Source organism: Micromonospora sp. WMMD1102 (assembly GCF_029626265.1).
Classification (GTDB): Bacteria; Actinomycetota; Actinomycetes; order Mycobacteriales; family Micromonosporaceae; genus Plantactinospora.
In genome coordinates, this window is record NZ_JARUBN010000001.1 from 2525447 (window position 1) to 2547810 (window position 22364).

The 22364-nt window shown below is 72.5% G+C and carries 15 protein-coding genes and 2 pseudogenes; 8 read left to right on the top strand and 9 right to left on the bottom strand.

Annotated elements, in window-relative coordinates:
- Window positions 1–1308: a tetratricopeptide repeat protein gene (locus tag O7626_RS11185; RefSeq protein WP_278061091.1), complete on the bottom strand. Its 1308-nt coding sequence runs from the start codon at window positions 1306–1308 to the stop codon at window positions 1–3.
- Window positions 1309–1679: 371 nt separating this feature from the next.
- Window positions 1680–2258, bottom strand: coding sequence for a hypothetical protein (locus O7626_RS11190; RefSeq protein ID WP_278061092.1), 579 nt, complete (start codon window positions 2256–2258; stop codon window positions 1680–1682).
- 388 nt (window positions 2259–2646) lie between these two features.
- On the opposite strand from O7626_RS11190, the gene O7626_RS11195 reads away from it, so the two are divergent.
- Both O7626_RS11195 and O7626_RS11200 read left to right on the top strand, forming a co-directional pair.
- Window positions 2647–3735 carry a TIR domain-containing protein gene (locus tag O7626_RS11195; protein WP_278061093.1) on the top strand — a complete coding sequence of 363 codons (1089 nt, stop codon included), beginning with the start codon at window positions 2647–2649 and terminating at the stop codon, window positions 3733–3735.
- Window positions 3728–3826: pseudogene (locus O7626_RS11200) on the top strand (DNA-3-methyladenine glycosylase); the annotation flags it as partial. The gene O7626_RS11195 and the pseudogene O7626_RS11200, both read left to right, overlap by 8 nt.
- A gap of 156 nt (window positions 3827–3982) precedes the next feature.
- Here the strand turns inward: O7626_RS11200 and O7626_RS11205 are convergent.
- Window positions 3983–4975, bottom strand: coding sequence for a hypothetical protein (locus tag O7626_RS11205; protein WP_278061094.1), 993 nt, complete (start codon window positions 4973–4975; stop codon window positions 3983–3985).
- Between the two features lie 10 nt (window positions 4976–4985).
- Window positions 4986–5540 (bottom strand): hypothetical protein, encoded by a 555-nt coding sequence (locus tag O7626_RS11210; RefSeq protein WP_278061095.1) that lies wholly within the window; start codon window positions 5538–5540, stop codon window positions 4986–4988.
- A 314-nt stretch (window positions 5541–5854) separates the two neighbouring features.
- On the opposite strand from O7626_RS11210, the gene O7626_RS11215 reads away from it, so the two are divergent.
- The 3 genes from O7626_RS11215 to O7626_RS11225 all read left to right on the top strand — a co-directional run bounded on the left by O7626_RS11215 (window position 5855) and on the right by O7626_RS11225 (window position 12706).
- The gene (locus O7626_RS11215) at window positions 5855–8332 is read left to right on the top strand and encodes an Ig-like domain-containing protein (RefSeq protein ID WP_278061096.1); all 2478 of its coding nucleotides are present in this window, start codon (window positions 5855–5857) and stop codon (window positions 8330–8332) included.
- 205 nt (window positions 8333–8537) lie between these two features.
- Complete coding sequence (locus O7626_RS11220; RefSeq protein ID WP_278061097.1) at window positions 8538–9326, top strand: hypothetical protein; 789 nt, start codon at window positions 8538–8540, stop codon at window positions 9324–9326.
- A gap of 407 nt (window positions 9327–9733) precedes the next feature.
- Entirely contained in the window at window positions 9734–12706 is a 2973-nt protein-coding gene (locus O7626_RS11225) for a LuxR family transcriptional regulator (RefSeq protein ID WP_278061098.1), read from the top strand.
- Here the strand turns inward: O7626_RS11225 and O7626_RS11230 are convergent.
- On the bottom strand, window positions 12663–13082 hold the full coding sequence (locus O7626_RS11230; protein ID WP_278061099.1) for a cupin domain-containing protein: 420 nt from the start codon (window positions 13080–13082) through the stop codon (window positions 12663–12665). The two genes, O7626_RS11225 and O7626_RS11230, sit on opposite strands and share 44 nt — an antisense overlap.
- A gap of 99 nt (window positions 13083–13181) precedes the next feature.
- On the opposite strand from O7626_RS11230, the gene O7626_RS11235 reads away from it, so the two are divergent.
- Entirely contained in the window at window positions 13182–13994 is an 813-nt protein-coding gene (locus O7626_RS11235; protein ID WP_278061100.1) for an AraC family transcriptional regulator, read from the top strand.
- Here O7626_RS11235 and O7626_RS11240 read toward each other — a convergent pair.
- The 3 genes from O7626_RS11240 to O7626_RS11250 all read right to left on the bottom strand — a co-directional run bounded on the left by O7626_RS11240 (window position 13967) and on the right by O7626_RS11250 (window position 17664).
- On the bottom strand, window positions 13967–14779 hold the full coding sequence (locus tag O7626_RS11240; protein ID WP_278061101.1) for a MerR family transcriptional regulator: 813 nt from the start codon (window positions 14777–14779) through the stop codon (window positions 13967–13969). The two genes, O7626_RS11235 and O7626_RS11240, sit on opposite strands and share 28 nt — an antisense overlap.
- A 175-nt stretch (window positions 14780–14954) precedes the next feature.
- Window positions 14955–17333 (bottom strand): tetratricopeptide repeat protein, encoded by a 2379-nt coding sequence (locus O7626_RS11245; RefSeq protein ID WP_278061102.1) that lies wholly within the window; start codon window positions 17331–17333, stop codon window positions 14955–14957.
- 208 nt (window positions 17334–17541) lie between these two features.
- Window positions 17542–17664 carry a 50S ribosomal protein L36 gene (locus tag O7626_RS11250; protein ID WP_030490864.1) on the bottom strand — a complete coding sequence of 41 codons (123 nt, stop codon included), beginning with the start codon at window positions 17662–17664 and terminating at the stop codon, window positions 17542–17544.
- Window positions 17665–18015: 351 nt separating this feature from the next.
- Between O7626_RS11250 and nhaA the strand changes: the two genes are divergently transcribed.
- Both nhaA and O7626_RS11260 read left to right on the top strand, forming a co-directional pair.
- Window positions 18016–19917, top strand: coding sequence for a Na+/H+ antiporter NhaA (gene nhaA, locus O7626_RS11255; RefSeq protein ID WP_278066129.1), 1902 nt, complete (start codon window positions 18016–18018; stop codon window positions 19915–19917).
- A gap of 116 nt (window positions 19918–20033) precedes the next feature.
- Window positions 20034–21716: pseudogene (locus O7626_RS11260) on the top strand (discoidin domain-containing protein); the annotation flags it as partial.
- 23 nt (window positions 21717–21739) lie between these two features.
- Here O7626_RS11260 and O7626_RS11265 read toward each other — a convergent pair.
- Window positions 21740–22315: a DNA starvation/stationary phase protection protein gene (locus O7626_RS11265; RefSeq protein WP_278061103.1), complete on the bottom strand. Its 576-nt coding sequence runs from the start codon at window positions 22313–22315 to the stop codon at window positions 21740–21742.
- Between the last annotated feature and the right edge of the window lie 49 nt (window positions 22316–22364).

Here is a 22364-nt window from a genome sequence, read left to right on the forward strand (position 1 = left end):
TCAGCCCGGCGTCGGTCCGGCACCGTCCCGCTTGGTGCAGGCGAGATCCGACGGGGCGAATTCGTTTGTCGAATAGACGGCGAGCACGGAGAAGCAGTAATCGAGCTTGGGGTTGACGGCGTTCACCTTGTAGGTGGTCTCGCCGGGACTGAGCGTCATCATCGGCTTGGTCTGCTGGCCCGCCCGGGCACCCGCGACGACGAACGGCACCGTCCCGCCGCTCGGATCGGTCCAGGAGATGGTGATGGCGGTGCCCTCGTCGCGCAACTTCACGTCGGTCGGCGGCTCGCCGGCGACCACCGGTTCGGCACGCTCGTCGGTCGGCCCCTGCTCCGGCGACCCGCTCTTGTCCAGCACGACCGCGACCACCACCACGATCGCGGCGACCACCGCCGCCGCCGCGGCGATCGCGGCGGCGACCGTCGAACCACGGCCCCGGTTCGGTTCCGCGACAGGTGCCGGTGCCGCGGCCGTCGGGGTCGGCATGACCACCGGGTACGGCTCGACCTGGCCGCCCGACTGCGCCGAGTACGGCGGGTACGTCGACGACGCCCGCTCGGCACCCGGGGCGTACGAGGAGGGCGGCGGCTCGGCCGGCCGGCCCGGCACCTCGACGGCCGGTGCGTACGCCCCCGAGGTGGCGGCCGACTGGAACAGTCCACCGCCGGCCGGCGGCGCCGACTGGGGTGGTGTGAACGGCGGCGCCGACTGGGATGGCATGGCCGGTGGGGCCGACCGGGGTGGTGTGAACGGTGGCGCCGACTGGGGTGTGAACGGTGGTGCGGACAGCTGTGCTGGTGGTGCGGACAGTTGTGCCGGTGGCGCGGAGAGCTGTGCCGGTGGCGCCGACAGGGGCGCGGCTGGTTCCGCCGCGCCGCCCGGCGCCTCGCCAAGGTAGTCGCGGGCCGCCCGGACCTGCCAGTGGTCGTCGCCGAGCACACCGGGCCCGAGCGAGGCGACCCGACCGAAGTTGCGGCGTGCCTCGTGCCGGTTGCCCAACTCCTCGGCGACGGCACCGAGTTCGAAGCTGAGCGCCAGCATCAGCGGGTCGGCGTCGCCCCACCGGCGTTGGCCGTCCAGAATCGCCTCTTCGAGCAACCGCCGGGCCGCCGCCGGATCGTCGGCCTCCCGCTGCCACCGCGCCAGTACCTGTACGGTGCCGAGCACCTCCGGATGGTCCTTGCCGTACGCGGGCCGGGCCGCCTCGAGCGCCTGTGCGAGCAGCCGTCGGGCGCCCGGGTCGTCACCCCCGTCGCGGAGCGCGCGGGCGCGGGCTTGCACGGCGGTGAGTTGTGGAGGCTGGGACACGCCCGCCATGCTGCCCTCTCGACCCGGGGCCGCGCCAGCCGGACCGGTGGTCGCGCCCTACCGGATCGATCGGGTGCCGGCCTTCGCGCCGTCCCGGACACCTCGCTGACCAGCACTGACGGGTCGTGCAATTGTTCCGGTCGGCGTTTCCCGCGATCCGGGCCCGACGCCCGGGTCCCGCAACGGGGGCGGGACACCGGCCGGCCGGGCGACGACGCCGAGCAGGCGGAGCTAACCGGTGTGCGGTGGCGTAGGAGACGCACACGTCGGGCGTACCGGATCGTCGGCGGTGGAGCCGGAGCCGGTGGGGCCGGTGCGTCCGCGCCGGGCGCCCACCGGAAGGTCTTCCGCTCTTCCGTCGGCCTGTCGGCCTAGCGGCTCTGCAGGGCGTCCAGACCGACCGCCATCGCGATCACCAGTCGGCGGTCGAGCTGCGGCAGGTGGACGTCGACCACGTACCGGTCGCGCAGACCCCACTTCTTGATGACCGAGAACGCGAGCTGGTCGCCGATGGTGAAGTCGAAGTGGTAGGGCAGCCAGGACAGCGAGTCGACGAAGCGGCGCAGCAGCGCGACCGGCAGGCTGCGCTCCTGGCCGGTGGCCTGTCCGAGGCCCGGCTGCTCGACGTGCCAGGTCGAGCGGAGCAGCGACGCCTTGAAGTCCTTACGGAACAGCCCGATCGGAGCGCCCGCCGCGTCGGTCACGTCGTACGTCGCGCCGAGGTCCATCACCTGACGGGCCTTGAAACCCAGCACCGGCCGCTGCTTGGTGTCGTCCGTGTAGAGCGTCACCTGTTCCTTGAAGGCCATCCGCTTCTGCTGCGCGAAGGCCAGCAGTTCCCCCTCGGAGCCGTCCGGGTTGACCGCGTGCACCTCGTACTGGTTGACCATCATCCGGATCCGCTGCCGGATGTGGAACTGGCGCTGGGACTGGAGAACATCGAGCTGCATGGGCGGATTTCCTTATTCTCTGGGGGTGTCCGGCCTGGTCACGGCCGGGGACTGGCTGTCCGGTGGCGCAGCCTCGGAGTGTGGCACAGCGGCGCGACACTCGCGCCCCCGGTCAGGAGGCTACCCCGTCACCCGCGCCGAACAGGCGTGCCGCCTCGATGCCGACAACCCGTCGGTGGCCGGCCCGGACCAGGTTCCGTCGCTGCGGCGCACGCGGTGACCAATGAGGTGGTACGTCCGACAAGCGGTCTTCGGCCGGCTGGTCGGGCAGTCAATCGGCGACGGTCGTGCCAGTGGTTCGCATCGACGCGGCGCCCGGTGGACTGCTTGGATGGGGCGTCGATGCGATCCCGTTCGGCAGTGGGGGCCGAGGAGAGGGAGCAGGGGCATGACCCGAGAGGACCGTTGGGACTTCTTCATCGCGTACGCCGCCGCGGACCGGAGCGCCGCGGAGGAGCTGTACGACCTGCTCAGTCCCGCCTTCCGGGTCTTCCTCGACCATCGCAGCCTGCTGCCCGGCGACGACTGGGACGACCGGCTGCCCGCCGCGCAGCGAGGAGCGGCGGTCACCCTGGTGCTGATCTCCGCCCGCACCGACCGCGCCTACTACCAGCGGGAGGAGATCGCCCAGGCCGTCGAGCTGTCCCGCCGGCCCGACGCCGCGCACCGGGTCGTGCCGATCCTGCTGGACGGCGCGCCGGGTGCCGCCGGACTGCCCTACGGCCTGCGGCTCAAACAGGCCGTCCCGGTCACCGCCGCCGGCGGTCTGCGGCAGGTCGCGCAGCGGCTCGGGCAGACTCTCCGGCACCGCCTCGCGCTGCCACCGGCGGAACTGCTGCGCCGGTACGAGGAGCGGACGGTCGTCGAGCGGGCCGTCCGGCTGGTACCCCGGGACAGCTTCGACCCGGCCGGGCAACTCGGCCTCGCCACCCGCAGGTACGTCTTCGTCGGCGACCACGACGAGCAGCGGCACCGCACGCTGCGGCAGATCCTCGGCAACCTCTGGATCGGGGACGCGTTCGAGCAGGTCGACAACTCCAACGGTCCCTGGCTGGCCCTCACCTTCGAGCTCGGCGAGCTGAACCGCCGCAAGATGGACCTGCTGCCGGCCACCTGGAAGGCGGCGTTCCGGATCCTCTCCGATCCGACCCGGGCGGGTTGCTTCGATGCGACCGACGAGGAACGCACCCTGCTCGGCCGGCCGCCCCGGAACTACTACTCCGACGACCAGCAGGCGTGGTATTCGAGCTGCACCACCCGGGAGCGCCGGTACACCCCGTGGGGACCGGACTACTTCATCCGGGAGGTGCTGGGGATCAGCTGGCTCTGCTTCACCGGTACCGGGATCACCCAGGGGGCCCGGCAGTCGAGCGGGCTGCCGTCGCGGGTCTTCTTCGTCCGGAACCTGCCGCTGCACAGCATCGACTACCGGGTGCAGGACCTGGGCGTACCCGACGACGACATCGTGCTGGACTAGCGGGCTGCACTTCTGCGCCAACCTGGTGACAGGCCCCGAAGGTGAGGCATCGGTCGTCCTGCTGCGCGCAGGCAGAGTCCTCGACGGGATCGACCTGGTGCGGCGTCGTCGAGGTGAACAGGTCGCCACGCGGTCGCCCGCCCGTGGTCCGGTCCCGGAGTTCGGCAACGGGTAACAGGTCGCAGAGCCCTTGATGTGGGGACCTTGATCGGCCTCAGCGACAGAGCACCGGATGCTGGCGTGCTGCTCAATGGCGGCGCACCGGCTGGCCCGGCTGCGAGGTACGCAGCCGCGACCTCCTGATCATCACGAAGAGTGCGGCCAGGATGACGAGTCCGGCTGCGCCGGATCCGGCGAGGAGTAGGTGCGTGGTGCCGGGTTTGAACGTTGTCGGCGGGCCGCCGGGGTCGGGGAAAGTGACGGTGGTGGCGGCGGTGCGTTGTACCAGGCCGCTGACGAGGGTGAGTTCGGCTCTCCAGGGTCCGTTGTCGAGGCGGCGGCTGACGGCGATCGCTACGTTGCCGGTCTGTCCGGGGGCAAGGGTGGTGCCCTCCACCACGGAGAAGGGCCCGGCCTTGATCTCATCCCGTTCATGCGTGAGTAGCAGGTTTCCGCTGAGGTCCACGGCCCGGCCGCCGGTATTGGTCACGCCGACCCGTAGCGAGGGTTGCCCATCCGGGTTCCGGCTCGCGGTGAACTCGTCGATACGGAAGTCGGTGGAGGGCTCACCGCCCGGGCCGATGTCGAGGTAGACGCGGATGCCGACTCGGTTGATCTTCGTGACCGCGCCGGGGACGGGGTCTGAGGTGGTCGAGGCCCAGATCACGGCATAGCGTTCGCCGGTCGAGGCATTCTCGGGCACGCGTATGGTGACGATCGCGGGCTTCTTCTGGCCGGGTTTCAGATCGAGGTCCGGAACGCCTAGCGACGTCCAGGACGACAGTTCGTTGGCGGTCCGTCCCTCGGCGAAGCTGAACTCTTCGCCGTCGACAGTCGCAGCGGCGGCGTAGACCTGGACCTGCCTGCGTTTCTCGGTCCGGTTGGCGATCTCGACCTTCCGTTGAATTGTGGCGCCCGGTGGCAGGTGGTCGATGATGTAGCGGCGGGCCCGAGGGTCGTCCTGCCGGTCGACGGGCAGTTCGAGCAGCTTGATGCCGATCGTGTTGAGGCTGTCGTCCGATTCGACGGCTTCGACTGGTCCGCCGAGGGTGCTGGCGCAGATGACTGTCAGCGTCAGCACCCCGGCCCGGCTACGCGACCGAATGTGTCACCGTCCCGGTGTAGGTGCCCACCACCGCGGAGGCGGGGATGTGCACGATGAGGGTGGGTGACCAGGCCACGCTGTTGACGCCTGTCCCGCCGACATGCTGGAAGGCCACCAGGGGGGTCACCGTGCTGAGCGGTTCGGCGTCGGCGGCGGTGGGCTGGCCGGGGATGAAGGTGCCGGTCCCGAGCTGCTCGGCGCCCGGGCCTGACCAGTAGTCGATCTGTTCGGCCAGGATGCGCTCGGTGGGGCTGCCACCGCCGGTTTCGAAGTGGGTGGAAGTAACCGAGGCGGTCCAGGAGGCGTCGGCGGAGCCGCGCTGGTCGGTGACGCGGACGGTGCCGATCGATCCGGTGAGGGTGGTGCCAGGCAGTCCGCTGCCGAGGAAGGCGCTCTCGGGTGCTTCGATGTCGAGTCCGGCACCGACGACGTTGAGAGTGACCACGGTGGTGTCGGTCGGTGCCGCTGCGGCGGGCGCGGCGAGTAGGCCAATAGCCGCGCACGCGGCCACCGCCACGGCCGCGGTACGGGTATGACGCATGCTTCTCTCACTTTCGATAACGCGACGCCGGGTAGCGGCGGTCGTTGTCCGGTAGTGACATGAAGCGTAATGGGGGTTACCAGGCCAAATACCATGTTTCTCCTGATTAGCCCGACTGTTACCTTTATGGGCAATTCTCGTTGATGGTAACCGTGACGACACGACGAGCCCGAAGCGGCGCCGCGTTCGCGAGAAGCTTTCGACCACTGGTCACGTACCGGGTCGATCGTGCCGCCGCGGCGCCGATACGGAATCGTTCAGGTGTGAACGGGCTTGGCCGAGAGAGGTGGCGCAGGCAAGTTTTTTCCCTGGGCGTGACGGTCCTGGCGACGGTCGCGACCGGGCTGGTCGTCACCGCGCGGCCTGCCGAGGCAGCCCTCGTCCGGCCGTTCACCCCGCGGTTTCAGGCCTCCGAACGCGGCGATGTGATCTTCGCGGGCAACGCCCTGGTCACCTGCCTGGCGCCCGCCGTAGCCGGAACGCCGACCTGTCCGTCCGCTCAGGCGGGCGCCGTGGTCAACAACAACAACTACACCTCCCAGTATGTCGATGCCGATAATGTCGCGTCTACCGCGAACTCCAGCTCCGCCGTCCTGAGCGTGCCCACCGGCGCGACCGTCCTCTGGGCGGGCCTGTACTGGATGGGCAGCGCCACCGCCACCAACAACAGCCGCCAGAACATCTCCCTCGCCCGACCCGGCAGCGGCTACACGGCACTGCAGGGGCAGGTCACCACCGGTGCGGTCAGCACCACCGGCGGCGTTCCCTACTCCGGGTTCGCGGAGGTGACCGCACTGGTTCGCACCAGCGGGACCTACACCGTCGCCGGACTGACCACCTCGCTCGGCACCAACGCTCGAGGTGGCTGGGCCATCGTCGCCGCGATCCGCGACAGCACCCAGCCGCTGCGGAACCTCGCCATCTTCGACGGCTACGCCGAGCTCGCCGCCACCACCGCCGACAACCGGGTCACCACCGCCATCTCCGGTTTCCGCACCCCCACCACCGGCGCCGTGAACGCCCGAATCGGCGCGGTCGCCTCCGAAGGCGACCTCGCCACCACCGGCGACGGGATCTCCTTCAACGGCGTCGCCCTCAGCGACAGCCTCAACCCCGCGACCAACTTTTTCAACAGCTCGGTCACCCGGCTCGGCGCCAGGGTCACGGGCAAGAACCCCGACTACGTCAACCAGCTCGGCTTCGACACCGACTACGTCACCGCGCCCAGCGGCTCGATCGGCAACGGCCAGACGTCCGCCACCGTCGCTTTCACCACCAGCGGGGAGTCGTACGAGGCAGTCGCCCTGTTCACCGTGATCGACATCTACGAGCCGGACATCACCGCCACCAACACCGTGGCCCGGGTGGGAGGCGGGTCCACCGTCAACCCCGGTGACGTGATCGAGTACACCACCACGGTGAACTCGACCGGCAGCGAGAATGCCACCGGCGTCCAGGCGGTCAGCCCACTGCCGACCGGCACCACCTACATCAGCGGGTCGATGTCGATCAACGGCACCGCCCGTACCGACGCCGCCGGCGACGACAACGCCCGGCTCGACACCGCCAACAACCGGCTCGTTCTCAACCTCGGCACCGGCGCCACCGCCACCAGCGGAGGCACCATGGCCCCGGGCAGCCAGCAGGTGCTGCGCTTCCGCGTCCGCGTCAACGATCCCGCACCGGCCGGTTTGATCATCACGAACCAGGCGACCATCACCTACGGATCACCGACCAGCAGCACCACTTACACCGACATCACCGACGACCCTGGCTCGCCCGGCGCCACCGATCCCACCCGAGTGGACGTCAACGACGCCCCGACCGCCTCTCCGGGCACCCTGACAACAGGCGAGGACACCCCTCTCGAACTCCACCTGACCACCTATGCCAGCGACCCTGACCAGCACACCCTGACCTTCACCGTCAGCCAACCATCCCCCGGTCAGGGCAGTCTCACCTGCACCACGGGGGGTACCTGCACCTACACCCCCCCGCCGAACTACCACGGGCAGGCCAGCTTCGACTACACCGCCACGGACCCCGGCAACCGCTCCGCCAGCAGTAGGATCACCATCACCGTCACCCCGGTCAACGACCCACCCGTCGCCGCGCCCGACACCGCGACCACCACCAGCGGCACCCCGGTCGTCATCGACGTCATCGCCAACGATGCCGACATCGACGGCGACACTCTCACCGTCGTACCGACCCGCGGGACCACCGCCCACGGCGAGTACAGCTGCACCCCGGCCGCCTGCACATACACGCCGGCGCCCACCTTCGTCGGCCAGGACACCTTCACCTACCGCGCCACCGACCCCGGCAACGGCACCTCCACCGGCACCGTCACCGTCACCGTGTCAGCCGGACCCACCGGACTGAACATCGGAGCCCCCGAAAGCGTCGTACTCCCCGCAGTCGCTGCCGGCACCCCTGCCCTCAACGGACCGATCGGCCTGGTGAGCGTCATCGACGACCGCGGCACCGCCTCCGGGACCTGGACCGCCACCGTCGCCATCACCGACTTCGTCCATGGCAACGGCACCGCAGGCCACCGGGTTCACAAGGGCAGCATCGTCTACACCTCCGGACCTCCGGTCGAAACCACGGGCGCCGGAACCTTCCTGCCCCAACCAGGGGCCGCACTCACCACCCCCCAATTCGCCGCGCGCTGGAGCGGAGGCACCGGACCCAACCGGGTCGCCTGGGAGCCCACCCTCACCCTCGCCCTCCCCGTCGACCTCGTCACCGGCGAATACCTGGCCGCGATCACCCACTCCGTCGCATGAAATCCGTTAGCCCGGCCGGCCGCCGAGACCGACCGGCATCGTGACCTGGTCAAACGTGACTTCACCGCAGCCGCCCGAACCAGCTGTGGGTCGCTGATCCGACCTACGTGCGCACCAGCGTGGGATCGGCCTGTCGGCGGCGGACGGCGGGATTGGAAGCCTCTGGTACGGGTACCCGCGGATCTCCTAGTACGGAGGTTGGCAGATGTCGGAGCGGCATACGGTACTGCGCTCGATGCACGATCTCGGCCTGGCTGCCTGGTTCGGCGGCTCCCTGATGGGGGCGATCGGGGTCAACGGCGCGGCGGCGAAGGTGAGCGACTCGCGTCAGCGGCTGGGGGTCGCCTCGGCCGGCTGGGCCAAGTGGACCCCGGTGAACGCGGCGGCGATCGGCACCCACGTGGCTGGCGCCGCCGGTGAACTGATCACCGAGAGCCCACGAATGCTGGTGCAGGCCGGGGTGGGCCGGATGAGCGCCGTCAAGACCGGGCTGACGGTGGCGGCGCTGGCGGCCACCGGCTACAGCCGGATGCTCGGCATGCAGTTGGAGAAGAGCAGCGCGGCACCGGTTGCGGCGACGACGGCCCCGCAGAACGGCACACCCGCCGGTGTCGCGGCCCGGCAGCGGCAGCTGCGGGTGTTGCAGTGGGTCATCCCGGCCCTGACCGGCGGGCTGATCGTGGTCACCGCGCTCGCCGGTGAGCAGCAGAAACCCGGCCAGGTGGTGCAGGGCATGCTGCGCCGGGTGAACGGGATCAGCCGGCAGACCAGGAACGTCCGCAGGATGGCCGGCAAGGGCATGCGCGGGATGGCCGGCAAGGGCATGCGCGGGATGGGCCGCGAGGGCATGGCCGGCAAGGGCGTGCGTCAGCTGATCGGCAAACGCATGCCCGACATGACCGGCGGGGGCGTGCGGAGGATCGCCGGCAGGGCGCTGCCGGGGATCGCCGGCATGCGCCTGGCCCGAAGCGCCGTCGCCAGGTTCCGCCGCTGACGCCCCGCCCGAGCACGGGCGTGCGGAGAACCTTTCGGGGTACGCCGCGCTGCGCTGCCGCCCGGTCCTACCCGCGGGACCGACGTGTCCCGTAGCGCGGGACGGACGCACCAAATTCCGGGCACCGGAGCCGGCACCATCCGCGATTCCGCCCGCCCGGCCGGGCGCCGTGCGGCGGGCCCGTGAGCGCGGCAGCCGATCCCGCCGACCCGCCCGCCTGACCGTTGCCACCTGCGAGAACGCCGCCCGCTCCGACCCGGGGGCGGTGGGTGGCGGCCATATGGTCTACGCCCCGCGGTGTCAATGGACTGATTACCGCTCATAGTTCGGCCCGATCTACCCTGGCATGGACGAAGGTCTACGCGGTTACCTCGGACCAGGATCAACGCACGTCCTGGAGGTCCCGGGTGCCGGTCAGATCGCCGTCGGAGCCGACGGCCGCAGCACGTTCCGGGCGGCCGCAGACCGGTGCTGCCGCCCTGGTCGGGCGCGACGCCGAGCTGGCCCGGATGGCGGCGCTGCTCGACTCCGACCGGTCCCGGCCCCGCTTCCTCGTGCTCCAGGGTGAACCGGGGATCGGCAAGAGCCGGCTCGTCGCCGAGTTCGCGAGGGTGGCCGGCGAGCGGGGACGTACCGTGCTGCTCGGCCGGGCCACCGAGTTCGAGCGTTCCCTGCCGTACGGCGTGCTGCTGGACGCGCTGGCCGGCGTACCCGACCATCGGGCCGACCTGCACGCGTTGCTGGACAGCCTCCCGGTGCCCGACCCCGGCGGACCGGGGCCGGCCACCGCGGCGGTCGAGCGGCACCGGCGGCACCGGCGGCTGCGCGGCCTGGTCACCGCCGCCGCCCGTCCCGGCGGGGCGCTGCTGGTCTGCGACGACGTGCAGTGGGCCGACGACGCCTCCGTCGAGTTCCTCGGCTATCTGCTGCGGCATCCGCCGGACGCCCGGATGACGGTGGTGCTGGCGTTCCGGTCCGAGCAGTGCCCGCCGAGACTGGCCGAGGAACTCGCCCACCTGGCGCCGCTGCCCGACCGGCTCCGGCTCGCCCCGCTGACCGGCGCCGACCTGGACCGGCTGCTGCCGGCCGAGCCGGCGTCCCGACGCCGGCTGCTGTACCAGGTCAGCGGCGGCAACCCGCTCTACCTGGAACTGCTCGCCGGCACGTCGACGCAGGTCCTCGGCGCGCTGCGCCGTGGCGACTTCCCCGACGAGCCGGTGACCGACGCGCTGCACGGTGCGATGGCTGCCGAGGTCCGTGGCCTGGGTCCGACCGAACGGCTGGTGCTCCAGGCCACCGCGGTGGTCGGACCCGGCCTCGACATCGGCACCGTCGCCGCGGCGGCCGGGCTCGACCCGCAGCGCACCACCATCGCGCTGGACGCACTGGTCGTGCGCGACCTGCTCCGCCAGGTCGGTGCGGAGCTGGACTTCCGGCACTCGCTGGTGCGGGCGGTCGCGTACTGGTTGGCCGGTCCGGCCTGGCGGCTGGCCGCGCACCGCCGGGCCGCGGCCCACCTGGAACGCACCGGCGCCCCGCTGACACTGCGGGCCCACCACCTCGGCAAGGCGATCCGGCCCGGGGACGAGGCCGCCGCCGAGGTGCTCGCCACGGCCGCGACGACCACGATGGGTACGGCGCCGAGCACCAGCGCCGGCTGGCTGCGGGTCGCCCTCGCCGCGCTGCCGGACGGCCCCGGCCGGGCGGACCGCCGGGCCGAGCTGCGGCTGCTCTTCGCCAAGGCGCTCGGGGTGACCGGCCAGTTCGACGAGGCACGGACCGTGTTGCACGACCTCGTCGCGGTCGCCGGCCCGCACCGGCACGCGGCGGTCGAACAGCTCGCCGTGCTGGAGCGGCTGGCCGGCCGGCTCGACGTCGCCAACGCGCTGCTCAGCACCGAACTGGACCGGCTCGGTGCCACCGGTACGCCGCAGGCGATGCTGCGGCTGGAACTCGCGGTCACCGAGATGCTGGCCGGCCGGTGGCGGACCGGCTCCCGGCACGCCCGCCGGACCATGGACCGGGCCCGGCAGGACGGCCACCAGGGAATCGAGGCGGCCGCGAGCACGGTACTGGCCGCCTGCGCGGTCGCCCGGGAACCGCTGCCCACCGCCCGGCTGCGGGTCTCGTACGCCGCCCGGCTGATCGACGCGCTCGGCGACGCCGCGCTCCGGGACGAGCTGGGCGCGATCGCCCTGCTCGCCTGGATCGAGACGATGCTGGACCGGGTCACCGACGGGTTGGCGCACGCGGAGCGGGGCATCGAGGTCGGGCTGCGGTACGGCCGGATCCACGTACATCCGCTGCTCTACGCGGCCCGTTCGGTGCTCTACGGCACGGTGGGCCGGGTCGACGACGCGCTGCGCGACGCCGAGGAGGCCGAGGAGATCGCCAGGTGGCAGGGCGGGGCCGAGGCGGCGACGCTGGCGGCCGCCGTCCGGCTCCGGCCGCTGCTCTGGCTGGCCGGTCCGGACGCCGTACGCCCGGTCCTGGAGCGGCTGCGCGGCGGCGCCGCCGCCCGCTCGACCCTGTACCGGGCGGTGGCCCGGATGCACCTGGCCGAGGCGGGTGCGGCGGTTGGCGACGACACCGGCTGCCCGGAGCTGCTCGCCGACGCGGAGACGTACCGCTGCCTCGGTCCGGCCGAGGCGAACGTCCTGGTGGTCCGGGCACTCACCGCCGCCACGCCCGGTCGGCCCGAACCGGTAGGCGGCGGGCCGGTAGGCGGCGGGCCGGCAGTTGACGGGCCGGTAGCCGCTATCCCGGCCGGCGGCGGATCGGCCGGGATACCGGCATCGGCCCGGCGTTGGCTTGCCCGGGCCGCCGGTGCCGCCGGTGACCTGCCCGGCCGGCTCGGCCTGGTCGGCACGGCCGGTGCGACGCTGGCCCTGGCCCACGGCGCCCCGGGCGACGCCGTCGCGCGGGTGACACCGGCAGTCGAACAGCTCGGCGCGGCCGGTATGCCGGTGGCCGAGGGGCAGGCCCGGATGGTGCTCGCCGAGGCGCTGGCGGCGACCGGGGATCCGCAGTCGGCCCGGGAGCAGCTCGGCCGGGCCAAGCAGCTGTTCGCGACCAGCGGCGCCCGCTGGCTGGCCGGGCAGGCGGACCGGGCGCAGCGGCGGCTGGCCGCCCGGCTGTCCCGGCCGGCCGGTCCGGCGGCCGGAGCCGATGCGGCCACCGAGCCGGCCCACCCGTTGACGCTGCTCACCGCACGGGAACGCGAGGTCGCCGAGCTGACGGTCACCGGTGCCACCTCCCGGGTGATCGCCCGGCAGCTCCAGATCAGCCCGCGTACCGTCGACGCGCACCTGATGCGGATCTACCGAAAGCTCGGGGTTACCTCCCGGACCGCCCTGGTCGGTCTGCTGGCCCGGGGTTGACGGGATCGGTGAGCGCCTCGGCGGCCCGGGTCAGCGGCCCGCCGGCCGTACCGGTGTTGAGCGTCCCGGCCGGTTCGACGAGCAGGATCGCGGTCTCCTCGTCCGCCACCGGGCAGTGCTCGACGTCCCGGGGCACCACGAACAGCTCACCGGGTCCGAGGACCACGTCCCCGTCGCGCATCCTGATGGTCAGCCGTCCGCTGACCACCAGGAAGAACTCGTCGGTCTCCGGATGGCGGTGCCAGACGAACTCGCCCTTCACCTTGGCGATCTTGATCTCGTAGTCGTTGAGGTCGGCCACCTTCTTCTGCGCCCAGAGCTCGGTGAACCGGCCGAGCCGTTCGGCGAGGTTGACAGGTACGGGAAACTCGGCCACGCGTAACGCCCTTCGACGATTCCGGTCGGGGCACGGTCACCGCCGCCCCGGCCGCCCAGCGTCCCGCGTCGCATCGCAGCTGTCTTGTACGTTCCTGACATGGCAGCGCAGCGGCCCGGTACGACGATCAACGCCTGGCGACCGAGGGTGCCGGGAATCGCCGAGGTCTTCCACGCCCGCTTCGCCGAGCACGCCTATCCGGCGCACACCCACGACACCTGGGACCTGATGATCCTCGACGGCGGGTCGGTCGACTTCGCCCTCGACCGGCACCAGCACGGGGTGGCGGCCGGCAGCACCGTGCTGCTCCCGCCCGGCGTCACCCACGACGGCCGCAGCGCCACCCCGGCCGGCTTCCGCAAGCGGGTGCTCTATCTCGACACGACCGTACTGCCGGAGCGGCTGGTCGGCAGCGCGGTGGACGGTCCCGTCCTGCACGACGACCTGTTGCGGCACCGGATCCACCAGCTGCACGTCGCGTCGGCGCATCCCGGCGACACGTTCGAGGCCGAGTCCCGGCTCGCCCTGATCCGGGACCGGCTGCACGGGCACCTCGACGCGCTCCGGACCGGCACCCGGAGCAGCCGGTCGGACCGGCTGGCCGCCCGGCTGCGTGAGCTGCTGGATGCCAGGATCCCCGTCGGGATGTCGCTGCGGGAGGCGGCGACGATCCTGGACGCCCATCCCAGTCACCTGGTCCGGTGCTTCACCCGCAGTTACGGCCTGCCGCCGCACGCCTACCTGACGGGCCGGCGTCTCGACCGGGCCCGCCGGTTGCTGCTGGCCGGCCAGCGACCGGCCAGCGTGGCGGTGGCGGTGGGCTTCCACGACCAGGCGCACCTGCACCGGCACTTCGTCCGGCACCTCGGTACCACCCCGGGCCGCTACGCCGGCCGGGACGCCACCGCCTGACAGCCGTGCCGAGCGCCGACGGCGCACGGCCAACGGTCGCGGTCGGCTCCGGTGGTGCTGGCGGTGTCGGCTCCGGTGGTGGTGACGGTGCAGGAGTTCTCCGCCACCACCCGGAACGCCTCGCTGAGCAGCCGGGCCAGGCTCTGGGTCAGCGCCGCCGTCTCGTGGTCGGGCTGCTGCCGGGACGTCCCGGGGGCGCCGGTCCGGCGCAGCTGCGACAGCCGGGTGCCGGCGGCCGGTACCAGTTCGTCGGTGACCGGGCGGAGCCGGTCGAGCAGTTCGCCGAGCAGGCGCAGGGCGGCCAGCACCGGTACGCCGGCCTGGTGCAGGTCGAGCGCCGGTTGCACCGCCCGGGGGCGGGTGGCGGTGACCGAGCCGTCCCCGGCGCGGGCCAGTACGCCGTGCCGGGCGAGGTTGTGCAGCAGGGCGGGGTGTTCGGCCGCCAGCCGGTTCAGCGCGGCGGTCAGCGGTTCGGTGGCCGGCGGCGCCGGATTACGCACCCCGAGCATCGCCTCGATGGCGACCAGGTTGAAGCCCTGCCGTTGCAGCGACTTGATGCTCTCCAGCCGGCGTACGTGCCCGGGGCTGTAGTAGGCGGTCCGGCCGGACCGGGTGGGCGGCGCGAGCAGGCCGCGCGCCTGGTGCGCCCGGATGTTGCGCGGTGACATCCCGACCAGCCGGGCCAGGCTGTCGATGGTGTACCGCGTGGTCGCCGGCCCGACGGACCGGGTGGTCGCCGGTGCCGGGCCGACGAGGTCGCCGAGCTGGGGCACAGTCACCGTCACGGCCTCTCCTCACGTCCTGGGGCGATTCGAACCTACCGATGCGACCCGGGGCGGGGTATTGGTGAAATTACTGCCGTGGCCCGGTGATCACCGGATCGGGCAGCAGCCGGGGCGAGGGAGATCCGGGGCAGCAGCCGGGGCGAGGGGAGAGCGGCCCGGGCGAGGGAGAGCGCGGTCAGCGGCCCGGTGCCCGGCCGACCCGGTCGAGGCGGGCCTTCACCTGCTCGGCGTCCGGGTGGTCCAGGTCGTCCAGGATGTCCAGCGCCCGGTGCCAGGTGTCCGAGGCGGCGTCCAGGTCACCGATCGCCGACTGGGTGTCGCCGAGCCGGGCCAGCAGGTCGGCCTCCTGGTAGCGGTGCCCGAGTTCCCGCCAGAGCGCGTACGAGTGCTGGTACGACTCGGCCGCCTCCCGGTAGCGGCCGAGTTCGTGTTGGGCGTGCCCGAGACTGTCCCAGGCGTCGGCGGCACCGAACCGGTCGTCGAGTTCCAGCAGCACGTCGAGGGCCTGCCGGCAGTACTCGACGCCCTCCTCGTGGTGTCCGAGCCAGCTCAGGCACCAGCCGATGTTGTTCAGCGCCCGCCCCTGCCCGGAGCGGCTGCCGGCGGCGGTGAACAGGTCGAGGGCCGCCCGGCTGTGTCGCAGCGCGTCGGGGTAGCGGTTCTGCCGGACCGCGATCCAGCACCTGTCGAACTGGATCCGGCCCTGCCCGAGCCGGTCGGCGGCCACCCGGTAGAACTCACCCGCGATGTCCAACTGGTCCACGGCCGGCTCGACCCGCCCGAGGTGGACCAGCGCCCGGCCCAGACTCCGCCGGGCGTGCGCCTCCTCCGCCGGGTCGGCCAGCCGCTGGGCCGCTGCCACCGCGAGCTCCTGCACCGCCGCCCACCGGTGCCAGTGCCCCCGGCGTTCGAGCACGTGTGCCATGGTGCGGGTGAGCCGGCACAGCTGCCGGTCGAGCCGGGCGGTCGCGGCCTCCTCGGCGGTGGCCAGCAGTGCCGGCAGTTCGAGGTCGAACCAGGCCAGCGCGGCGCCGTGGTCGGCGATCCGGCCCGGTGTGACGCCGGGCGAGGCGGCCAGCAGCGGGATCGGGTCGCGGTGCGGGTCCAGTCGGCGGTCGGCGGCGTGCGCGGTGTGCAGGTAGTGGTCGAGTACCCGTCGGCTCGCCGCCCGCCGTTCGGCCTCCGGGTCGACCGCGACGGTCAGCTCGGCGGCGTAGGCGACCAGCAGGTCGTGACAGGCGTACCGGCCGGGACCGTGCTCGGCGACCAGGTTGGCGTCGGTCAGCTCGGCGAGCAGCGGCCGGACCTCGCCCGGCGGCAGCCCGGCGAGGCTGGCCACGGCCGGTGTCCCGACGCTGGGCCCGGGGTGCAGGGCGAGCAGCCGAAACAGCCGGGCGGTCTCCGGACCGAGCGCCCGGTAGGACCAGGAGAAGACCGCGCGTACGTCGGAGGCCGGATCGCTGCCGGTGAACGCCGCCAGCCCGCCCCGCGCCTCGCCGAGTTCGGCGGCGAGCGCGCCGAGGGCGAATCCGGGGTTCAGGGCGGCCCGGGCCGCCACGATCGCCAGCCCCAGCGGCAGCCGGCTGCACGCGTTCACGATGTCGTCCACCGCCCGCGGCTCGGCCGCCACCCGCTCGGCGCCGATCCGTGCGGCCAGCAGTTGTCGGGCCTCGGCCCAGTTGAGCAGGTCCAGCACGATCGGCCGGGCGCCTCCGGTGCTGACCAGCCCGGCGAGCTGGTTGCGGCTGGTCACCAGCACCCGGCAGGCGGGGCCGCCGGGCAGCAGCGGGCGTACCTGGTCGGCGTCCCGGGCGTTGTCGAGCACCACCAGGGTGTGCCGTGCGGCGAGCAGGCCCCGGTAGAGGGCCGCCTGCCCGTCCAGGGTGGCCGGGATCCGCTGCGGTGGCACTCCGAGGGCGTCGAGTAGCGCACGGATGGCCTCGGCCGGCGCCACCGGCGATCCGGTCGGGTCGAAGCCGCGCAGATTGAGATAGAGCTGTCCGTCGGAGAACCGGTCGGCGACCCGGTGCGCCCAGTGCAGCGCCAGCGCCGTCTTGCCGACCCCGGCCGTGCCGGAGACGGCGGTGATCAGCGCCACCGGGGCTGCCGGGTCGGCCTCCAGCAGTCGGTCGAGTTCGGCCAGCTGGCTGGCCCGGCCGGTGAAACCGGGTACGGTCGGCGGAAGCTGGCGCGGGGACGCCGGGGCCGGGGTGACCGGCTCGGCCGGGCCGGCGGGGCGGCGTCGCTCCTCGACCCGGTCCCGGGCGGTGGCCAGGGCACCCTGCTCGCCGGGGGTGGCGCCGAGCAGCCTGATCAGGATGTCGAACCGGTCGGTCGGCGGCAGTACCCGGCCGGCGAAGTACTCGCCGAGGATTCCCCGGGACCAGCCGGTCTTGGCCGCCAGTTCACGGTAGGTGAGCGGGCTAGCCCCCTCCAGCCGGGCCTCCCGACGGCGCAGGTGTCGCAGCAGCGCGGCCAGTTCGGCGACGGTCTGGACCCGGGCCATCTCCCGGTGCGACAGTCCCGGCGATCGCTCGCCCGACCAGTCGGTCACGCATCCTCCATGCCTCGCGGACATCGACCTGCGCAGTGTGATGGAACCGTCACAATATATCCACCCCCGTCACTGACCGGGTCCACCCGGGCGCACCGGACCGACCGGCCGGACGGGCTGACGCGGTTGACGCGGTTGACGTGCGGCGGTCCTGTGGCGTGGGGCGGTCCTGTGGCGTGGGGCGGTCCTGTGGCGGGCGGTCCTGCGGTCAGCCCTGGCGGCTCTTCCACTGCGGGTTGGCGCGGTTGACCACGACCACCCGGCCGCGCCGGCGTACCACCACCGAGCCGGGCTTCTGCTTCAACGCCCGGAGCGAGCTGCGAACCTTCATGACTGCTCTCCTCCGACTCCAGCCGGCGGTCGCTCCGCCGTCTCGCCTGGGACAACGCCCGGCGCCGGGCGCGGATTCCGCCGGGAGGTTCGGCCGAGTGGCCCGACCGGGCGGGGCGGACGTGGTAAATCTCGGGGGATCGACTCCCGGCGCGGCGCGGCCGAGTGCGGCCGGGTTTCCGCCCGGAAGGCCGGTCTGACCGGATCCTCGTCGCCGGCTGCGGGGACCGCCGACGGACCGGGGACAGCCGACTGACGGGGGACAGCCGACGGATAGGGGACAGCCGACGGACAGGGGACAGCCGACGGACGGGGGACACCGGTGACCGATCCGGATGCGAACGCGTCGCGGATGTCCGGCCGGACGGCCTGGGCCCAGGGCATCGCCGCGCCGCTGCGCCGGTTCGTCCGCACCGAGTCGGGCAGCGCCGGGGTGCTGGTGGCGGCCGTCGTGGCGGCGCTGGTCTGGGCGAATCTCGACGAGTCGTCGTACGAGGCGGTGTGGGGCACCGAGCTCTCCATCCGGCTCGGCGGTGCCGGCGTCTCCTACGACCTGCGTACCTGGGTGAACAGCGGCCTGATGACGCTCTTCTTCCTGGTGGTGGGTTTGGAGGCGCGCCGGGAGTTCGATCTCGGTGACCTGCGGGACCGCCGCCGGTTCGTGCTGCCGCTGGTGGCCGGCCTGGTCGGGATGGCGATCCCGGTCGGGATCTACCTGCTGGTCAACCTGGGTGGACCGGGCGCGCACGGCTGGGGTGTGGCGATGTCCACCGACACCGCGCTCGCGCTGGGCCTGATCGCACTGCTCGGCCGCGGCATACCCGACCAGGTGCGGATCTTCCTGCTCACCGTGTTCGTGGTCGACGACCTGGTGGCGCTGGTGGTGATCGCCGTGGTCTACACCGAGCGGGTCGAGGTGCTGCCGCTGGGCGTGGCGATCGGGCTCTTCGCGGTGCTGCTCGGGTTGCGGGCCCTCGGCGTACGGCGGGGTCTGGTCTACCTTCCGTTCTGCGTCGCGCTCTGGGCGGCGTTGCTGGCCAGCGGCGTGGAGCCGGTGGTCGCCGGGCTCGCCATCGGCCTCACCGCGACCGCCTACTCGCCGGCCCGGGGCGCCCTGGAGTACGCCAGTGGCCTGTTCAAGCTGTTCCGGGAGCAGCCCACCGCCGAGCTGGCCCGCGACGCCACCGTCGGTCTGGCCCGGTCCCTGTCGCCGAACGACCGGCTCCAGCGGATCTACCACCCGTGGTCGAGTTATCTGATCGTCCCGCTCTTCGGCCTGGCCAACGCCGGCATCGCGCTCGACGCCGAGTTCCTGGCCCGGGCCGTCACCGCCCCGGTGACCCTCGGCGTCTTCCTCGGCTACGTCGTCGGCAAGCCGGTCGCGGTCGTCGGGGTCACCTGGCTGCTGGACCGGCTCACCCGGGGCCGGATCCGGCCGTCGGTCGGCTGGGCCGGGGTGCTCGGCAGCGGCACCATCTCCGGCATCGGCTTCACCCTGTCCCTGCTGATCGCCACGCTCGCCTTCCGGGGCGACGACCAGCTCGCCGAGGCGAAAATCGGGGTCCTGGCGGCGTCGGTGGTGGCCGCCCTGCTCACCTGGGTGGTCTTCCGGGTCACCGCGGCGCTGCCGAAGCCGCGACGGATCCGCGCGCTGCTCGGCGACGTGGACCAGTTGGTCGACCTCGTCCTGCCGGTCGACCAGCGCCGGGACCATGTCCGTGGCCCGGTGGACGCCTCGGTCACCGTGGTCGAGTACGGCGACTTCCAGTGCCCGTACTGCGGCCAGGCCGAACCGGCGGTACGCGAGCTGCTGGCCGACGTCGACCTGCGGTACGTCTGGCGGCACCTGCCGTTGACCGACGTGCACCCGCAGGCGCAGCTCGCGGCGGAGGCGGCCGAGGCGGCAGCCGCCCAGGGTGCCTTCTGGGAGATGCACGACCTGCTGCTCGACCACCAGGACCGGCTGCGCACCGAAGACCTGGTCGGGTACGCCGGTCGACTCGGCCTCGACCAGGCGCAGTTCCAGGCGGACCTGATGGCGAACGAGCACGCCGCGCGGGTGGCCAAGGACGTCGACTCGGCCGACCTGAGCGGCGTCTCTGGCACCCCGACCTTCTTCATCAACGACCGTCGGCACTACGGCGCGTACGACATCGAGACCCTGACCAGGGCGGTCAAGGTGGCCCGGGCGCGGGCTCGGCTGGAGCCTCGCCGCGACCGGCGGTCCCGCCGGGCCGAGCCATCCGACTCGTGAATTTCCTCGACACTGCCCAAATTTTTCGGCCGTGTGTCGAAGTATTGCGGAGATGTGTCGGGAACTGGCAGGCTGAGGCATCGACCCGCATCCCTTCCCTCCGAGGAGCGGCCGCCATGGCAGTGCCACGCCGACGAATCCTGATGTCCGCAGCGGCCGGCGGGGCCCTGGCCGCCGCCTCCACCGCCGAACTGCTCGCCGCGCTGGCCGCCCCGGCCCGGGCGGCGAGCCCGCCCGGCGACGTGGTCGGCAAGATCTCGGTCGGCTACCAGGGCTGGTTCGCCTGCCCCGGCGACGGTGCACCGATCGGCGGCTGGTGGCACTGGAGCCGGGACCGGTTCCAGGCGCCCTCGCCGGCCAACACCACGATCGTCTCCTGGCCGGACCTGCGCGAGCTGGACCGGGGCTATCCCACGGCGTACCCGAACCTCGGCAACGGCACCCCGGCGACGCTCTTCTCCTCCTACGACCAGCAGACCGTCGACACGCACTTCCGGTGGATGCGGGACTACCACTGCGACACGGCGGCGCTGCAACGCTTCAACCCGATGGGCGACGAGGGGCCGACCCGGGACGCCATGGCGGCCAAGGTCCGCTCCGCGGCCGAGCGCTTCGGCCGCAGGTACTACATCATGTACGACGTCACGAGCTGGACGAACTTCGCCAGCGAGATCAGGACCGACTGGTCGACGAAGATGTCCGCGCACACCGCCTCCCCGGCGTACGCCCGGCAGAACGGCAGGCCGGTCGTCTGCGTCTGGGGCTTCGGCTTCGACGATCCGGGGCGACCCTTCCCGCCGGCACCGTGCCTGGACGTCGTCAACTGGTTCAAGGCACAGGGCTGCTACGTGATCGGCGGCGTGCCGACGTACTGGCGGGAGGGGATCAACGACTCCCGGCCCGGGTTCACCGAGGTCTACCGCGCGTTCGACATGATCTCGCCGTGGATGGTCGGCCGCACCGGCACCCTCGACGGGCTCGACTGGTTCTACACCAATGTCAACCAGCCCGACCAGGCCGACTGCGCCGCCCGGGGCGTCGACTACCAGCCGTGCGTGATGCCCGGCGACCTCTCCGCCGGGCACCGCCGGCACGGCGACTTCTACTGGCGGCACCTCTACAACATGGTCCGGCTCGGCGCCCAGGGCCTCTACGTGTCGATGTTCGACGAGTTCAACGAGGGCAACCAGATCGCCAAGACCAGCGAGACCCAGGCGACCACCCCGGCCGGGGCCGGCATCCGGGCGCTGGACGAGGACGGCACCTTCTGCTCGTCCGACTACTACCTCCGGATCACCGCCGACGGCGGCCGGATGCTCAAGGGCCAGCTTCCGCTGACCCCGGTCCGCCCGACGCCACCGGTCAGCGGCGACCCCGAGCCGAACACCAACCTGGCGCGCGGCCGGCCGACCACCGAGAGCGGGCACGTCCAGCACTACGGCTCCGGCAACATCGTCGACGGCAACCCGGACAGCTACTGGGAGAGCCCGAACCACCTCTTCCCGCAGTGGGTGCAGGTCGACCTGGGCGCCGCCGCGACGGTCGGCCGTCTGGTGCTCAGACTGCCGCCGTCACCGGCCTGGGGCGCCCGCACCCAGACCCTGGCGGTGCGCGGCAGCACCGACGGCAGCTCGTTCGGCACCCTCTCGGCGTCCGCCGGGCGGCTGTTCGACCCGGCCGGCGGCAACACGGTCACGGTCACCTTCCCGGCCACCCCGGCCCGGTACGTCCGGTTGGAGTTCACCGGCAACACCGGCTGGCCCGCCGGCCAGCTCGCCGAGCTGGAGGTCTACCGGAGCTGACCCGGCCACGGGCGCGCCGGTCAGCTCCGGGCCAGCGGCATCTCGACCAGGTGCTCGGCGAGGAACCACGCCTGCAACTCGCCGGTGCGCAGCACGTTCGACACCAGCAGGTCGTTGCTGCCGTCGTCGCCCGTCTCGGCCACCCGGCCGGCGGCGTCGCGTACGTCGATCAGGATCGTCTCGTGCGCGTCGAGCAGCCGGGAGAGCATCACCGGTACCTGCTCGGCGCCGTCCGGCGGGCGGGGGATCCGGGTGATCTCGGCGACGTGCCGGGGGTCGCCCACTGCCACCCCGCCGAGCGTCTGCACCCGTTCGGCGAGCATGTCGACAAGCGCCAGCTGCTCACCGGCGTGCTTGTCGAGCAGCAGGTGGAGTTGGTAGAACGTCGGCCCACGCATCAGCCAGTGGTGCTTCTTGTAGAGGGCGTACAGGATCTGGGTGTCCGCGAGGACCTGGTTGAGCCGCTGGCAGGAGTACATCCGGGCGTCCGAGGAGAGCCCGAGGGGGAACTGCCGGACGGTGCCGAAATCCTGGATCCGCCCGTCGTGCTGGTGCAGCCACGGCTGACTTCCCACGGCTTGATCCGGACCGCTCATCGCACGCCCCTTCCGACCGGCGACGCTGCTAGGAGGAAGGCGGCTACCC

Excerpts from the sequence above, each read along its gene's own strand:
- O7626_RS11190 (WP_278061092.1), bottom strand. The coding sequence starts at position 2,258 with ATGCAGCTCGATGTTCTCCAGTCCCAGCGCCAGTTCCACATCCGGCAG.
- O7626_RS11195 (WP_278061093.1), top strand. The coding sequence starts at position 2,647 with ATGACCCGAGAGGACCGTTGGGACTTCTTCATCGCGTACGCCGCCGCG.
- O7626_RS11210 (WP_278061095.1), bottom strand. The coding sequence starts at position 5,540 with ATGCGTCATACCCGTACCGCGGCCGTGGCGGTGGCCGCGTGCGCGGCT.
- O7626_RS11220 (WP_278061097.1), top strand. The coding sequence starts at position 8,538 with ATGTCGGAGCGGCATACGGTACTGCGCTCGATGCACGATCTCGGCCTG.
- O7626_RS11235 (WP_278061100.1), top strand. The coding sequence starts at position 13,182 with ATGGCAGCGCAGCGGCCCGGTACGACGATCAACGCCTGGCGACCGAGG.
- O7626_RS11250 (WP_030490864.1), bottom strand. The coding sequence starts at position 17,664 with ATGAAGGTTCGCAGCTCGCTCCGGGCGTTGAAGCAGAAGCCCGGCTCG.
- nhaA (WP_278066129.1), top strand. The coding sequence starts at position 18,016 with ATGTCCGGCCGGACGGCCTGGGCCCAGGGCATCGCCGCGCCGCTGCGC.
- O7626_RS11265 (WP_278061103.1), bottom strand. The coding sequence starts at position 22,315 with ATGAGCGGTCCGGATCAAGCCGTGGGAAGTCAGCCGTGGCTGCACCAG.